Source organism: Nitrospirillum bahiense (assembly GCF_007828025.1).
In the GTDB taxonomy this organism is placed as follows: Bacteria; Pseudomonadota; Alphaproteobacteria; order Azospirillales; family Azospirillaceae; genus Nitrospirillum; species Nitrospirillum amazonense.
In genome coordinates this window covers 242742-257716 of sequence record NZ_VITO01000006.1, presented here as the reverse complement: position 1 = coordinate 257716, position 14975 = coordinate 242742, and the positions used below count along the sequence as shown (strand labels likewise).

Here is a 14975-nt window from a genome sequence, read left to right as displayed (position 1 = left end):
GAAACAACAAACCCCTGGGGTCCGTGCAGGTCGCCCCAGGGGTTCGTGTAAGCGGTTGGTGCGGGTTAGACACCACCGAATTGGTAGCAGCGGAGGGATTTGAACCCCCGACCAAGGGATTATGATTCCCCTGCTCTACCACTGAGCTACGCTGCCATAAACCGCCACCGGACGGGCCGGTGTTGGTGAGGGCCGTCATGTAGGACACCTGACCCGGCGCTGTCAAGGCCCTCGCCAAAGCCACGGCGCATTTTTCGGCATGGGTCCGATGCACCGCCCAACGCAGCCCTTATCAGGCGCCAATCCCTGCCGCGCCGGGCAATCGGCGCCGCGAAGAACAGGTGACGGGGCAAGGGTACCACCGATACAGTCACCGCCGCATCCTATCCGCCCGGACGCCGCCAAACCCGCATGCTGTCCCTGATCACGGCCCCCTTCCGCCTGCTGTTCCGCCTGGTGGGGTTCCTCATCCTCATGGCGGTTGTCCTGGTGGTGGTCTTCCCTTACGCGGTGGATCTGCCCGGCTGGGCCCAGACCGTCATGGCGCGCCTGAGCGACGACCCCGCCAGCGGCGTGGTGGTGCGGGCGGCGCCGGAGGTGCAGCGCGGCGTCCTCGCCCGCCTGGTGCTGCATGACTTCAGCCTGGCCAATCCCCTGACGCCCGACCGGCCGTCCATCACCGCCGCCCGCGCGGTGGTGGAGGTGGACCCGCTGGCCTCGCTGACCAGCGGCCGGCTGGTGCTGCGCACCCAGGTGCTGGACCCGGTGATCTATGCCGACCGGCCCATCAATCTGCGCGGCCTGCTGGCGGGCGTGGATCGCACCCTGGGCGGCGCCGGGATCAGCAACAGCGTCAGCCTGGTGGGCGGCAGCGTGAGGCTGTCGGGCAAGGGAGGGGAGGCCGGCATCGACCTGGGGCCGGTGACGGTGGAGGCGGCACCGCTTGCCGATCACGCCGGCAGGGGTCGCGGCCCGTCCTGACCGGCAACGGCTTCTTCTTCCGCCGGCCGGTGATGGATGTCGGCCCGCCGCGCCAGCCAGGCCAGCAGCATCAGGCCGGGGATGCCCAGGCCGGCGCTGATGGTGAAATACAGCGGCCAGGAATTCAGCTGGTCCGCCAGCCAGCCGGTGCCGCCCGAAAGGATGTCCAGCGGCAGGGTGGCCAGGCTGGACAGCAGCGCGTATTGCGTGGCGGTAAAGCCCGCGTCGCACAGGCGCGACAGGAAGGCGGTGAAGGCCGCGGCGCTCATGCCACCGGCGAAGAACTCCAGCCCCACCACCAGGCCCAGCAGTGTCACGCTGTGCGGCTGCGTCGCCAGCACGGCGTACATCAGGTTGGTGATGATCATGAAGGTGCCGCACAGGAACAGGCCGCGCACCGCCCCGGTGCGCCCGGCCACCGTACCGCCGGCTATCGCGCCGGCTATGGCGCAGGCCATGCCCAGCATCTTCGTCACCGCCGCGATCTCCACCTTGGTGTAGCCGTCGCTCAGGTAGAAGTTGGTGGCCATGACGTTCACATAGACGTCGCCCAGCTTGTAGATGGCCACGAACACCAGGATGGCCAGCCAGCCGCGCCGGGTGGCGAAGCGGGTGAAGGGCGCCACCACCGCGTCCTGCACCCAGACGTCGAAGCGCTGGCGCGGCGGGGCCGGCGGACGCGCGGGCTCCGGCGCCAGCAGCACCGCCGCCATGCCGACGGCCACCAGGGCCGCCATGACCACGTAGACGGTGGACCAGGGCACCAGGGTGGACAGGTACAGGGCACCGGCGCCGGCCACGATCATGCCCAGGCGGTAGCCCACCAGATAGGCGCCGGCTCCCGGCGCCTGCAGCGTGTCGGGCAGCAGCTCCACCCGCAACGCGTCCAGCACGATGTCCTGGCTGGCCGAGGCGAAAGAGGTGGCGACCGTGGCCACCGCCAGCCAATAGAGGTTGGCGGCGGGATCGCTGGACGCCATGGCCAACAAGGCCAGCATCAGGGCCGCCTGTGTCACCAGGGCCCAGCCGCGCCGCTGGCCCAACGCGCGCGTCAGCAGGGGTAGGGGCAGCCGGTCAATCAGCGGCGCCCACAGCGGCTTGAAGGTGAAGGGGCTGCGCACCATGGCGAACAGGCCGATGGCGGTGCGGCTGACATGCACCTCCGTCAGCCAGGCCGACAGGGTGGAGAACAGCAGGAAATAGGGAAGGCCGCTGGCGAAGCCCAGGAACAGCACCGTCAGCACCCGGCGATCCAGCCAGAGGGTCCATCCGGGGGCGGGCGTGGCGGATGGCGGGGTCGAGGATGCGGTCATGGAGGCGGCGCTGCCCTTGATGTGGCCCCTTGATGGGGCCCCTTGGTGGGGACGTCTGGGACGGCGGCATCATCGCCTGCGCGGCACGCCCCCGTCCAGGCTTCACGCCATCACGCCGGCAGCCCAGCCGCGAACAGGCCGGTCACCTGGCGCGCCAGGGCCTCGGGCGACGCCGCACCCGCCTGATGGTACAGGCGGCCGTCCACCGTCAGGCAGGCCAGGCCGTGGACCAGCGACCAGGCGGCCACCACGGCGGCCTCGCGCTGCTCCTCCGGCACCAGGCCGGCGACGCGGGTGGCCAGGATGCTGTAGGCGCTTCCAGCGGGGGGTGGTTTCGGCGGCAGGCCGCTGCCGAGGGACGCCCCGAACATGATGCGGAACAGGGCCGGGCGTTCCAGGGCGAACAGCACATAGGCCACGCCTTGTTCCACTAGGGCCTGGCGCGGGTCCGCCGCCGTGTCGGCCCGGGCCAGGCGGTCGCGCAGATCGGTGTAGCCTTGCTCCGCCACCGCCGCCAGCAGGTCGGCCTTGTCGGCGAAGTGGCGGTAGGGCGCCATGGCCGACACCCCCGCCCCCCGCGCCGCCGCCCGCAGGGTCAGGGCCTCCACCCCGCTTTCCTCCAGCAGGGCCAGGGCCGTGCGCACCAGGGCGTCGCGCAGCTTGCCGTGATGGTAGGCCGCCTTCTCTGTTGACACTGTAAACATTCCCGCTTTAAATGCCGCTATGTTTACGAAGTAAACTTCAAGGAGAGGCTGTCATGCAACAGCGCCGCGCATCGGTCGATCTGTCCGCCTACCCCGACCTGGTGGTGATCTACCTCGGCTTTCATGTGAACAGCCTGCGCGGCATCCGGGGCCTGATGCGGCTGGGCCAGGGTCTGAACCGCATCGCCCGGGATTTTCCCGAGGGCCTGCTGGCGCACGAACAGATGATCTACGGCCTGCGCCACATCGGCATGCGGCAATACTGGCGGGACCTGGACAGCCTGGAGCGCTTCACCCGCAGCGAGCCGCACAAGACCTGGTGGCGGGATTTTCTGGCCAAGGATGCCGGTGCGGGCTTCTGGCATGAAACCTATCGCCGCCAGGGCGGGATGGAGGCCGTGTATGTCAACATGCCCCGCCCCATCGGCTTCGGCGCCTTCGCCGCCGCCCGCGCCCCCACCGGCCCGTTCATGAGCGCGCGGGAGCGGTTGGCCGCAGGCTGACGTTCCGGGCTGATGGGCCTTTATCCCTTATCCATTCTGCGGGATGATCGGCGGCCGTCTTGGGGACGGTCAAGGATAACGGCGTTGAAGGGACAGGGGCATGGCGACGACCGGTGCGCGGATGCTGGCGGGTGTGGCTTTGGGGTGGACGCTGCTGGGCGGCACCGCGCTGGCGGCCGAAAAGGCGCACCCCTGGGCGCTGGAGTTGCACGGCGGCGCCGGCACGGTCGATCCCGCCAAGCTGACGCCGGAGGCGGCGGCCGCTTACCAGGCCGGCATGACCGCGGCGCTGGAGGCCGGCACCGCCGTGCTGAAGTCCGGCGGCACGGCGCTGGACGCGGTCGAGGCGGCGGTGATTGTGCTGGAGGATGACCCCCTGTTCAACGCTGGCCGGGGTGCGGTCTTCACCGCCGCCGGCCGCAATGAGATGGATGCCGCCATCATGGACGGCGCCACCCTGAAGGCCGGTTCCGTCGCCACCGTCACCCACACCCGCCACCCCATCAGCCTGGCCCGCGCCGTCATGGAAAAAACGCCGCACGTCATGTTGGCGGGCGAAGGCGCGGACGCCTTCTCCAAGGAGGCGGGCCTGGAACAGGCCGACCCCGCCTGGTTCTTCACCGAACGGCGCTGGCAGGCGCTGGTCAAGGAACTGACGGAGAAAGGCCTGCCCGTGCCGCCCCGCCCGGCGGGCGCCCCGCCCGAGCCGGACAAGCACACCCTGCTGGACCTCAGGAACTTCGAGCCGGCGGACGCCCATCGCTTCGGCACCGTGGGCGCCGTGGCCGTGGACGCCAAGGGCAACGTGGCCGCCGCCACCTCCACCGGTGGCATGACGGCCAAGCGGCCGGGCCGCATCGGCGACAGCCCCATCATTGGCGCCGGCACCTATGCCTCCAACCAATCGTGCGCCGTCTCCGCCACCGGGTCGGGTGAGTACTTCATCCGCCTGACGGTGGCGCGGGAGATCTGCGCCCTGGTGCAGTACCAGCATATGAAGCTGCAGACTGCGGTGGATGAGGTCATACAGCACCGCCTGACGGCCCTGGGCGGCGACGGCGGTGTCATCGCCGCTGCCCCCGACGGCACCCTGGCCTGGGGCTTCAACACCACCGGCATGTACCGCATCCGGGTGAAGCAGGGCGGGACGCCGGAATTCGGCATCTTCAAGGACGAGGGCGCCGCCAAGGCCCACCCGAAGAACGAGCCCTGATCCCATGCGACGGTTCACTCCACGGGGATTGCTCACGGCTTGCCTGGCTGCATGCGTCACCTTGCTGCCGCTGGCGGCACGGGCGGACGATGCCCTGCTGCTGATCCGCCCGGCACGGGTGTGGACGGCGGATGAGACGGCACCCCACGCCGCTTGGGCCGTCCTGGTCAAGGGTGACCACATCCAGGCCGCGGGCCCTGAGGCGTCCCTGGGCGCGCCGGCCGGTGTAGCGGTGCTGGATTTGCCGGGCGCCACCCTGCTGCCCGGCCTGATCGACCTGCACTCCCACCTGTTCCTGCACCCCTATAACGAGGCGTCTTGGGATGACCAGGTGCTGCGGGAAAGCCTGTCTTACCGCACCCTGCGGGCGGGGCGTCAGGCCACGGCGACCCTGATGGCGGGCTTCACCACCCTGCGTGACCTGGGGACGGAGGGGGCGGGCTATGCCGATGTCGGCCTGAAGAAGGCCATCGAGGATGGGCTGATCCCCGGCCCGCGCCTGTTCGTCGCCACCCGTGCCATCGTGGCCAGCGGCGCCTATGGCCCTTCCGTCGCCAAGTTCCGCGAGGACATGGACCTGCCGCAGGGGGCGGAGGAGGCGAGCGGTGAGGCGGCGGTGGCCGCTGCCGCCCGCGGCCAGGCGGCACGCGGCGCGGATTGGATCAAGTTCTATGCCGACTACCGCACCGGGCCGGACGGCGGCACCCGTCCCACCTTCAGCCAGGCGGAAATGGCGGCCCTGATCGCCGCTGCCCACGACACCGGCCGCCCGGTGGCGGCGCACGCCGCGTCGGATGAGGGCATGCGCCGGGCGGTGCTGGCCGGCGTGGACACCATCGAGCATGGCTATGGCGGTACCGACGCCACCTTCAAGGAAATGGCCAAGCGCGGCGTCGCCTACCTCCCCACCCTGACGGCGCCGGAGGCCACCAGCCGCTATTTCAAGGGCTACGTCCCCGGCCAGACCCCGCCCACGCCGGCCATGCAGGCGGCGGAGGCTGCCTTCCGCCGGGCGCTGAAGGCGGGGGTCACCATCGGCTGCGGCAGCGACGTGGGCGTCTTCGCCCATGGCGAGAACGCGCGTGAGCTGGTGTGGATGGTGCGCTACGGCATGACCCCGGTCCAGGCGCTGACGGCGGCCACGGCCACCAACGCCCGCATCCTGGGCCAGGCCGACCATTTCGGCCGCATCCACGCCGGCCTGCTGGCCGACCTGGTGGCCGTGACCGGCGACCCCACCCAGGATATTGACGCCGTGGCCAACGTCGTCTTTGTCATGAAAGGTGGCACGTTGGTACGGAAGCCCTGATCACGCCGCCATAGCCTTGGCGAAGCGTTGGAAGGCGGGGCGTTCGGCCAGGCGGTTGAGGTAGGCGCGGAAGACGGGCTTGTCCTTGAACAGGCCCATGACATCCAGGGCCCAGTACATCATGACGCCCCACTGGGTGTCGGCGGCGGTGAAGCGATCACCGACGGCGTAGTCGTGGGCGCTCAAGGTGCGCTCCAGGTTGGTCACCATGTCCTCGAACTTGCCGTAGGCCGCCCCCTTGCCGTCGTAGGGCCACTGGTTCATGTGCGCCACCAGGCAGGGGTCGACCACGGAATCGATGTAGACCACGCTGGTCAGGTAAGGGCCGCGGCGCGGGTCGTCCAGCGCGGGAGCCAGGCCCGCCTCCGGAAAGGCATCGGCCAGATAGAGGGTGATGGCCGCGCGCTCTGTCACCACCACGCCGTTATGCCGGACGGCCGGCACCTTCTTATGCGGTTGGATGGCGCGATAGCTTTCCGGCGCGCCGCCTTCGGCCCGGATGTCGATGTGTTCGCTCTCATACGGCACGCCCAGTTCCTCCAGCAGGTAATGGATGCTGGACGAGCGGGTGCTGGGGCAGTGGAAGAAGGTGAGCATCGCGACGTCTCCCAAGGGTGTCGTTGGTTGGTCTCGGGGGTCACTTTACGAAGTTCTGCTGACAGAATATGGCAGTAATGCGTGCATGAAAAAGGCGGCGCCCCGGGGACGCCGCCTTCTGATCTGTAAAGACCCGGATGCCGCTTACGGACGGCCCAGGAAGTCCATCTTGCCCAGTTCCACGCCATTGTGGCGCAGGATGTCGTAGGCGGTGGTGACGTGGAAAAAGAAATTGGGGGTGGCGAAGAACAGCAGGAAGGCCTGGCCGGGGAAGTGCACGTCCTCGCCCCGGATCTTCAGGGTGATGGTGCGCTCTTCACTGCCGTCGATCTGGGCCGGGGTCACACCCTTCAGGAAATCCACCGTCTTGGCGATGCGGGCCTGCAGGTCGGCGAAGGTGGTCTCGGTATCGGGGAAGCTGGGGACATCGACGCCGGCCAGACGGGCGGCGGCACCCTTGGCGGCATCGCTGGCGATCTGGATCTGGCGGGCCAGCGGGTGCATGTCGGGGGCCAGGCGGGCATTCACGAGCACCGCCGGGTCGATCTTCTTGGCCTCGGCATGGGCCACGGCCTTGTCCAGGATGGCGGACAGGTTGCCCAGCAGGCGCAGGAACACCGGCACGGAAGCCTGGTACATGGAAAGCGACATCGGGTGCACTCCGATAGGGTTGGAATGGCGGCCAAGATACGGGCGCCCCGGGCGGCGGATGTGCGCGCGGTCACCCGGCGCTTGAATTTTACATGACCGACGTGGCGAACGGCTTTTAAAAGCGGAAGTTGAGGCCGACCCGCGCCACCTGATCGGTCAGGCCCCGGATGTTGCCGGCATCCTGGCGCAGTTCCAGGCTGCCGATCACGCTCAGCGTCTGGCCCCAGCGGCCGGTGGCCACGGGTGCGGCGTAGCTCAGCGCCATGTCCGTTTCCGCCCCGTCCGGCCGCAGCGACACCCGCGTAGGCGTGGTGGTGGCATAGCCCTGGTCGTCCACGCTGGTCATCAGCAGGGTGGCGGCGCCGGCGACCACGCGCAGGGGGCGGCGCCACACGGCCGCCAGGCTGTCGCCCTCCGTCACCGCGTCGCGCTGGGCCAGCGCCAGGCCATAGGATCGGGCCAGCAGGGGCCCGATGCCGCTGACGACGCCATGGGCACTGTCGGCCGCGTCGGTGCGGGCCAGGCTGGCATCCAGCATCAGGCTGCCGCCCCGCCACAGGGTGACGGCGGTGGCCAGCCCCAGGGACACGGTATCGTTATGGTCGCCCAGGCCCAGTACCCCGCCGCCGCGATAGCGGCTGCCCAGCAGGCCGTCGCGCTCATCCAGCAGGCTGGCCGACAGGCTGGTGGTCCAGCCCGGCCCCAGGGTCCAGTTCAGGCCGGCGGCCACGGCGTCGGCCTGGCGATCCAGCCCGCCGCCGGTCAGCACGGGGCCCCGCCAGGGGTTCCAGTCGCCGCCGGCCAGGTCGCGCCGGGACACGGTGTCCGCCCCAGGGGCGCCGGACCAGCTGAGCGCCAGGCGGGCACCGCCGAGGGCGCGGCCCACCCAGCCATCCAAATCCGTGCCCAGCGCCGCGAATCCGCCCCCCTGGGCCAGGCCGGTCAGGGCCGTGGACACGCCCAGCGTGCCGGCGGTCGTACCGGCGGCGTCCGCCACCGGCGTGCCGTCGCCCCACAGCGCCTGGGCGAAGGAGGCGGATGCCGGAAAGCCCTGACCGGCGGCCAGCGTCAGGCCGCCCTGGCTGTAGGCCAGGGCCCAGCCGTCATGGCCGGCATAGCCGTCGCGCGGCGCCAGGGGCTGGGGCCGGCCAACGATGTCCAGGCCGGGGCCATCGGTGTAGGCCAGCATCAGGCGGCCGCCATCGGCGAACTTGGTGCTGCTGGTGGTGACGGTGGGCGCGGGCAGCGCCGCGGTGATGGAGGCGGCGGAGACCGGCTGCTTGGCGATAAGGCCGCTGAGGTTGACGGTGAAGTTGCGCTGGTAACCGTCGAAGGCGGTGTAGCTGGCCAACTGGGCGCTGATGCTGCCCAGCGCACCCAGGGCACCGCCGGTGATCAGGCTACCCGTCAGGCTGGTGACGGGCAGGGACTTGCCGTTGGCCTCCGCCACCGACAGGGTGCCCAGCGGCTTGAACGCCGCCGTCAGGTTCATCAGGCCGTTGCCATAGGTGTTGTCCACGCCCTTGGTGCCCATGTCGGTGGCAGAGGCGAACAGCACGGCGGTGGCGGTGCCGTTGCGGTACAGCACCGGCCAAGTGGCTTCTAGCAAGGCGACGGCGCCGGACACCATGGGGGCGGCCATGGATGTCCCGCTCCAATAGGCCAGGGCGTTGGCGCCGTATTGGATGCCGGGCGCGACGATGCTTTCGCCCGGGGCCATCAGCCAGAGGGAGGCGTAGCTGACCCGCGTCGTCCCGGTGACGGCATAGCCGGAACCGGGCGTGTTGGAAAAGCTGGATAGCTTGTTGGCGCCGCTGACCGATCCGGCGAAGGCCAGATGGGTCAGGGCGGCCGCCGACAGGCCGGTGGAATTGGCGCCGCCGTTCAGGACGGTGGCGGAATTGCCGCCGGCGAACACCAGCACCGCACCCTTGGCCGCGGCGTAGTTGATGGCGGTGACGATGGTGTTGGTGGGCAGGTAGGTCAGCGACAGGTTGATGACCTTGGCGCCGGCGTCGGCGGCCTTGACGATGCCGTTGGCCACATCCGTGTCCGTGCCGCTGCCGCTGACGTTCAGCGCCTTTTCCGACAGGATGGTGGCCTTGGGCGCCACGCCAGCCATGCCGGCCCCGCTGCTGGTGACGGCGCCGGCGGCGATGGCGGCCGTGGCGGTGCCGTGACCGTTGTCGTCGGTGTAGCCCCTGGGGCAGGTGAAGGTACGGGCGGCGCAGGCGGAGGCGGTGGACACGCGGCCGGTGACGTCAGCCTGGGTCGCCACCACGCCGGTATCGACCAAGCCGATGGTGATGCCGCTGCCGCCGGTGGCCGCCACCTCGATGGCGTTGGTCAGGCCCAGTTGCGACCACCAGCCGGCGGAGTAGCCGGTGGCGTAGGTCTGCGCCGCGGCGCCGCCGGGCACGCAAGCGGCGGCCAGCAGAACCAGACGTGGAAGGGACGTGCGGGAATGCCTGTTCCGGGCCGTCATATCGTGCTCTCCCGGCCGCCTTTGGGGCCTGATGAAAGGCCCGTTCTGGGCGCGCGATGGCGGTCAGACTACGCCATTTTGGCTAGGCTGGGACTCAGCCATCTGGATAGGGTGGCGGCCTGTTCAATGGGCGTTGTGACGGGCAACCGCATTTGCCGGGTAACAGTAATGCGCGAAAGGGCCTCAAGAAGACTGGAAAAGTATAAAACGGGGCAGTACATAACGAGACCGGCTTGCTGCCAGACTTGAAGGGGCGTTCGCGCCTGCGACCGTCGGATACCTCCGTCGCTACTCTTAAAGTCTTGGAATTCAGGCCGGTTTTCGGGTTTCACGAGGTGGGTCATGGCACAGGATAAGGCGGGGCGCTGGGCGCCCGATAGCTGGCGGTCTCGGGACGTGCGGCAGATGCCGTCCTATCCCGACACCCGGCGCCTGGAAGCTGTGGAGGCCCGCCTCGCCAACTATCCGCCGCTGGTCTTCGCCGGTGAGGCCCGCCGCCTGAAGGATCACCTGGGGCGCGTGGCCAAGGGCCAGGGTTTCCTGCTGCAAGGCGGTGACTGCGCCGAAAGCTTCGCCGAGTTCCACCCCAACAACATCCGCGACACCTTCCGCGTGATGCTGCAGATGGCTGTGGTGCTGACCTTCGGTGGTGCCACGCCGGTGGTGAAGGTCGGCCGCATGGCCGGCCAGTTCGCCAAGCCGCGCTCCGCCGATCTGGAGGATATCGGTGGCGTCTCGCTGCCCTCCTACCGTGGCGACATCATCAACGGCTTCGACTTCACGGCCGACGCCCGCGTGCCGGATCCGGAGCGTATGGTGCAGGCCTACAACCAGGCCGCCAGCACGCTGAACCTGCTGCGCGCCTTCGCCCAGGGCGGCTATGCCGACCTGCACAAGGTGCACCAGTGGAACCTGGGCTTCGTCGATCGCAGCCCCCAGGGGGAGCGCTACCGTGACCTGGCCAACCGCCTGGATGAGGCGCTGGCCTTCATGGCCGCCTGCGGCATCACGGCGGAAACGACCGCCCAAATCCGCGAGACGGAGTTTTTCACCAGCCATGAGGCCCTGCTGCTGCCTTATGAGCAGGCGCTGACCCGCGTCGACAGCACCACGGGCGATTGGTACGACGTCTCCGCCCACATGCTGTGGATTGGCGATCGCACCCGCCAGCCCGATGGCGCGCATGTGGAATTCCTGCGCGGCGTGAAGAATCCCATCGGCTTGAAGTGCGGCCCGACCACGGACCCGGATGAGCTGATCCGCCTGATCGACATCCTGAATCCGACGGACGAGGCCGGCCGCCTGACCCTGATCGCCCGCATGGGCCATGACAAGGTGTCGGACAAGCTGGCGCCGCTGCTGCGCCGGGTGCGGGACGAAGGCCGCACCGTGGTGTGGAGTTGCGACCCCATGCACGGCAACACCATCAAGTCGGCCACCGGCTACAAGACGCGCCCCTTCGAGCGCATCCTGGCCGAGGTGCGGGGCTTCTTCGAAGCCTGCCGGGCTGAAGGTGTGCATGCCGGCGGCGTGCATTTCGAGATGACGGGCCAGGACGTGACGGAGTGCACCGGCGGCGCCCAGGCCATCACCGAGCACGCGTTGGCCCAGCGCTACCACACCGCCTGCGACCCGCGTCTGAACGCCAACCAGGCGCTGGAATTGGCGTTCCTGGTGGCCGAAGGCCTGAAGGCCAGCCGGTCCGGCCAGCCGCGCCGGACCGAGGCAGCCGAATAAAGGACTGTTTCGCAGTCGAAATAAAACGGGCGGGACCGTGAGGCTCCGCCCGTTTGCTTTTTGGCACTGGGCCCGTGTCGATCAGGCCAGGGCGGCGTCCAGCGTGATCTCGGCATTCAGCACGCGCGACACCGGGCAGTTGGCCTTGGCCTCGGCGGCCAGGTCCTGGAACTTGCCGGGCTCGATGCCCGGAATCTTGGCGCGCACCGTCAGCTTCACTGCGGAGATGCGCCAGCCGCCACCTTCGCCTTCCATGGTCAGCACCGCGTCGGACTTGATCTCTTCCGGGGTGAAGCCGGCGCCGGACAGCATGAAGGCCAGCGCCATGCTGAAGCAGCCGGCGTGGGCGGCGGCGATCAGCTCTTCCGGGTTGGTGCCTTTGCCGTCGCCGAAGCGGGCGATGTAGGAATAGGGCACGTTGGACAGCGTTGCGCTCTGCGTCGTCAGGGTGCCGTCGCCATCCTTGCCGGTCCCGTGCCAGACGGCGTTCGCGGTGCGCTTCAACTGGGCCATGACGATCCTCCTCGATGCAATGGAATACACCCTTGGCCGCTCTATCGGGGGCCTGGGCGCTGCGGGTACAGTAGCAAGCTATCGTGTCAGTTCCATGCGGCGACCCCCGTGATGCGCTGATCGCAACCATTCCAGGCCGTCCATGCACCATCTTCCGCGCCGCCGCCTGCATTCTTCTCCGGCCACCCCGTGAGGTGCCGGCTCCTGTGGGCCAGCCTGCTGACCGTGGCCTTGCTGCACCCGATGGCGGTACGCGCCCAGGCCTATCAGGACCGGGCGTGGCGGCGGGTGGACGCCGCCACCTTGGCCTTCCATGGTGAAATCCTGCCCCGGCGCTTCCTGCCGGGCGAGCATCCGCTCGGCGACGCTGATCTGCTGGCGCGCAACCTGACGCCGGAGACACGGACGCTGGTGCTGGAGTCCGGGGGCGGCGACGTGGCCGTGGCTTTGGAAATGGCCCGCCTGATCCATGGGCGGCAGTTGGACGTGGTGGTGGAGGGGCGCTGCGCCTCCGCCTGCGCCCTGCTGCCCTTCCTGGCGGGACGGCGCAAGATCGTGGCGCCCGGCGGGGTGGTGGAATTCCATTCGACCAACAGCCTGGACCCGCGCGACACGGCCGATGCCCGCGCCCGCCTGACGGCGCAGATGGAGGCTATCCGCGGCCAGATCCCCAATCTGGCCCAGGACGGCGTGACCGTGACGCCGCCCGACCTGGGGGGCGCCACGGTGGAGGCCATCCTGGCCGCCCGCCGCCAAAACGCTGCCGGCCTGCGCCAGGCCATCGCGGCGCTCTATGGGGAGTGGGGCGTCGCCCCGGCCTTGCTGGATGACATCGACCAAGCGGCTGACGCCTATCTGGCCGATCATCCCGGCGTGGCGCGTGACCAGGTGTGGTGGTGCCTGACGCCGGCCCTGTTGGCGGACCGCTACGGGGTGATGGGACTGGAGGCGCCGGCGGTGCCCTTGCCTCCGGACGTGCTGGCCAATCTGGAGCGCACCGTGGGCGGCGTGCACCTCATGCGAGAGCGGTAGCACGCCTCAAGAGGTGTGGGGTTCCATCCACCAGCGGCGGCTGAAGGTCAGCACGTCGTCCATCTGCCGGTCCAGGACACCCAGCATGCCGCCGGTCCAGGTCTCGAACGCGGCGTTGCCGTCCAGGGTGCGGACATTCTGCGGCAGGGTCCGAATCAGGGCGGTGGCATTCTCGCCCTGGCCGTAATCATGGCCCAACTGCCGGAAGTAAAAGCCGGGCAGGGTGAAGCGGGGCCGGCCGCGATAGGCCAGGACCACGGTGTCATAGCTGCGCTCATCCAGGGTGGCGGCGGCTTGCAGCAGGACGCGCAGCACATCCAGCGGCGTGGCCGTTGGCGCCACGTCCCAAACATCCACCACCAGGGTGCCCGGCAACACCAGGGCCCGGTGATAGGCGACGACATGAACGGCGGTGTTGCGCGAATCCTGATCCAGCGCACGGGCCACGGGCAGGGTGACGCTGACCAGATTCCATCCGGCAACGACGATGGCCACGATGGCCAGGCCTAAGGCCCCCTTCACCCACTTGGACAACACCCATACCCCGCCAACCGACGCGCTGGCGCCATGCTAGCGTTCCTATGGAGGATTGCAATCCATAGGCGTAAAACATTCAAATATTAATCTGTTAACGCGAAGTCCATGGCCATTTCGGCATGCAGTCGCGTTGTATCGAATACTGGCAGATCACTGTCGTCCTGACCCATGATCATGCCGATTTCCGTGCAGCCCAGGATGACGCCATCGGCACCAGCCGCACGCAGGCGATCCACCTCCGCCAGGATGGCGGCCTTGGAGTTGGGCAGCACGATGCCCCGGCACAGTTCCTCGTAGATGACGCGGTGGACGGTGTCCCGGCCGGCGGCATCCGGCACCAGGGCGTCCACGCCATAGTGTTGGGCCAGGTGGCCGCGGTAAAAGTCCTGCTCCATGGTATAGCGGGTGGCCAATAAGGCCGGGCGGGTGCTGCCGGCGGCCTTCAGGGCGCGGCCGGTGGCGTCGGCGATGTGCAGCAGGGGGATGCTGGTCGCGGCGCGTACGGCCTCCGCCGTCTTGTGCATGGTATTGGCGCCGATCATCAGCGCCTCGGCGCCCGCATCCTGCAGGCGCCGGGCGGCATCGGCCATTTGGGCACCGGCACCGGCCCAGTCGCCGGCCTGTTGTTTGGCCGCCACCTCGGCGAAATCCACTGACCACAGCAGCACGCGGGCGGAATGTAGCCCGCCCAGCCGGTCACGGGCGATGGTGTTGAGATGCCGGTAATAGAGCGTGGTGCTTTCCCAACTCATCCCGCCGATCAGGCCTAGCATACGCATGGTGGACGCCCCCTTCGCTTCGTGCGAGGGAAACGCTCTCACAGCACCATGGCGGCCGCCAGCTTGAACGGCGCACGGGTGCGTTGCACCCGGGCCAGCAGCCAGGCGCCCTCCAGCGCGATGAAAAAGCGTGCCGCCCGCTCGCGCGGGTCGCTGACGCCCAGGCGTTCGGCATGGCCCGCCGTGCGCACGGCCCAATCCTCCAGCACCTCCGCCACCACGGCGGACAGGCGGGTGGAATCGGGAATGGCGCCGATGACCAGGGCGGTGACGGGGCAGCCGTCGCGCCAGTCCGACGCCTCGAACCAGTCGGCGATGGTGTCGGCCAGGGCGTGCACGCCGTCGGCGAAGGTGGGGGCGTCGGTGAAGGCCTGGTCGATCAGGCGGGCGATGCGGTGCCCGGCCAGGCGGGCCGCCTCTTCCGCCAGCTCTTCCTTGCCGCCGGGAAAGTGGTGATAGAACGACCCCTTGGGCGCGCCGCTGACGGCGATGATCTCGTTCAGGCCCACGCCATTGTAGCCCTTGCGCCGAAACAGGGTCACGGCGGTATCGACGAAATGCTTCTTGGCATCGGAAAGGCGCGGCATGCCCCTTAATGCCAATTGTATGTCGGTCGGTCTA

At 69.0% G+C, this 14975-nt stretch carries 15 protein-coding genes and 1 tRNA gene; 6 read left to right on the top strand and 10 right to left on the bottom strand.

Annotation, left to right across the window (positions count from 1 at the left end; translation table 11 throughout):
- Window positions 1-81: 81 nt before the first annotated feature.
- Window positions 82-156, bottom strand: a tRNA-Met gene (locus tag FBZ88_RS11235).
- 255 nt (window positions 157-411) lie between these two features.
- Here FBZ88_RS11235 and FBZ88_RS11230 point away from each other — a divergent pair.
- Window positions 412-981 carry a hypothetical protein gene (locus FBZ88_RS11230; RefSeq protein WP_145616897.1) on the top strand — a complete coding sequence of 190 codons (570 nt, stop codon included), beginning with the start codon at window positions 412-414 and terminating at the stop codon, window positions 979-981.
- Here FBZ88_RS11230 and FBZ88_RS11225 read toward each other — a convergent pair.
- Both FBZ88_RS11225 and FBZ88_RS11220 read right to left on the bottom strand, forming a co-directional pair.
- Window positions 951-2294 (bottom strand): AmpG family muropeptide MFS transporter, encoded by a 1344-nt coding sequence (locus FBZ88_RS11225; RefSeq protein ID WP_145616895.1) that lies wholly within the window; start codon window positions 2292-2294, stop codon window positions 951-953. The two genes, FBZ88_RS11230 and FBZ88_RS11225, sit on opposite strands and share 31 nt — an antisense overlap.
- 110 nt (window positions 2295-2404) lie before the next feature.
- Window positions 2405-2989, bottom strand: coding sequence for a TetR/AcrR family transcriptional regulator (locus FBZ88_RS11220; RefSeq protein ID WP_211102612.1), 585 nt, complete (start codon window positions 2987-2989; stop codon window positions 2405-2407).
- Window positions 2990-3051: 62 nt separating this feature from the next.
- Between FBZ88_RS11220 and FBZ88_RS11215 the strand changes: the two genes are divergently transcribed.
- From FBZ88_RS11215 to FBZ88_RS11205, 3 genes are all read left to right on the top strand, one after another.
- On the top strand, window positions 3052-3501 hold the full coding sequence (locus FBZ88_RS11215; RefSeq protein ID WP_145616890.1) for a monooxygenase family protein: 450 nt from the start codon (window positions 3052-3054) through the stop codon (window positions 3499-3501).
- 100 nt (window positions 3502-3601) lie between these two features.
- Complete coding sequence (locus FBZ88_RS11210) at window positions 3602-4714, top strand: isoaspartyl peptidase/L-asparaginase family protein (RefSeq protein ID WP_145616888.1); 1113 nt, start codon at window positions 3602-3604, stop codon at window positions 4712-4714.
- A 4-nt stretch (window positions 4715-4718) separates the two neighbouring features.
- Entirely contained in the window at window positions 4719-6023 is a 1305-nt protein-coding gene (locus FBZ88_RS11205) for a metal-dependent hydrolase family protein (protein WP_145616886.1), read from the top strand.
- Here FBZ88_RS11205 and FBZ88_RS11200 read toward each other — a convergent pair whose 3' ends face one another.
- The 3 genes from FBZ88_RS11200 to FBZ88_RS11190 all read right to left on the bottom strand — a co-directional run bounded on the left by FBZ88_RS11200 (window position 6024) and on the right by FBZ88_RS11190 (window position 9756).
- Window positions 6024-6620 (bottom strand): glutathione S-transferase family protein, encoded by a 597-nt coding sequence (locus FBZ88_RS11200; protein WP_145616884.1) that lies wholly within the window; start codon window positions 6618-6620, stop codon window positions 6024-6026.
- A gap of 144 nt (window positions 6621-6764) precedes the next feature.
- The gene (locus tag FBZ88_RS11195; protein WP_145616880.1) at window positions 6765-7271 is read right to left on the bottom strand and encodes a DUF1993 domain-containing protein; all 507 of its coding nucleotides are present in this window, start codon (window positions 7269-7271) and stop codon (window positions 6765-6767) included.
- A gap of 115 nt (window positions 7272-7386) precedes the next feature.
- Window positions 7387-9756, bottom strand: a complete 2370-nt coding sequence (locus FBZ88_RS11190; RefSeq protein ID WP_145616878.1) for a S8 family serine peptidase — start codon at window positions 9754-9756, stop codon at window positions 7387-7389.
- 342 nt (window positions 9757-10098) lie between these two features.
- Between FBZ88_RS11190 and FBZ88_RS11185 the strand changes: the two genes are divergently transcribed.
- Window positions 10099-11493 (top strand): class II 3-deoxy-7-phosphoheptulonate synthase, encoded by a 1395-nt coding sequence (locus FBZ88_RS11185; RefSeq protein WP_145616877.1) that lies wholly within the window; start codon window positions 10099-10101, stop codon window positions 11491-11493.
- 81 nt (window positions 11494-11574) lie between these two features.
- Here the strand turns inward: FBZ88_RS11185 and FBZ88_RS11180 are convergent, their stop codons facing one another.
- Window positions 11575-12006, bottom strand: coding sequence for an OsmC family protein (locus tag FBZ88_RS11180; protein WP_145616876.1), 432 nt, complete (start codon window positions 12004-12006; stop codon window positions 11575-11577).
- Between the two features lie 189 nt (window positions 12007-12195).
- Here FBZ88_RS11180 and FBZ88_RS11175 point away from each other — a divergent pair, with 189 nt between their 5' ends.
- Window positions 12196-13038 carry a hypothetical protein gene (locus FBZ88_RS11175; RefSeq protein WP_145616875.1) on the top strand — a complete coding sequence of 281 codons (843 nt, stop codon included), beginning with the start codon at window positions 12196-12198 and terminating at the stop codon, window positions 13036-13038.
- A gap of 6 nt (window positions 13039-13044) precedes the next feature.
- On the opposite strand, the gene FBZ88_RS11170 is transcribed toward FBZ88_RS11175, so the two are convergent.
- The 3 genes from FBZ88_RS11170 to FBZ88_RS11160 form a co-directional block, all read right to left on the bottom strand.
- On the bottom strand, window positions 13045-13572 hold the full coding sequence (locus FBZ88_RS11170; RefSeq protein ID WP_145616873.1) for a hypothetical protein: 528 nt from the start codon (window positions 13570-13572) through the stop codon (window positions 13045-13047).
- A gap of 86 nt (window positions 13573-13658) precedes the next feature.
- Complete coding sequence (locus tag FBZ88_RS11165; RefSeq protein WP_145616872.1) at window positions 13659-14354, bottom strand: aspartate/glutamate racemase family protein; 696 nt, start codon at window positions 14352-14354, stop codon at window positions 13659-13661.
- Between the two features lie 38 nt (window positions 14355-14392).
- Window positions 14393-14941, bottom strand: coding sequence for a TetR/AcrR family transcriptional regulator (locus FBZ88_RS11160; RefSeq protein WP_186291383.1), 549 nt, complete (start codon window positions 14939-14941; stop codon window positions 14393-14395).
- Window positions 14942-14975 lie beyond the last annotated feature (34 nt).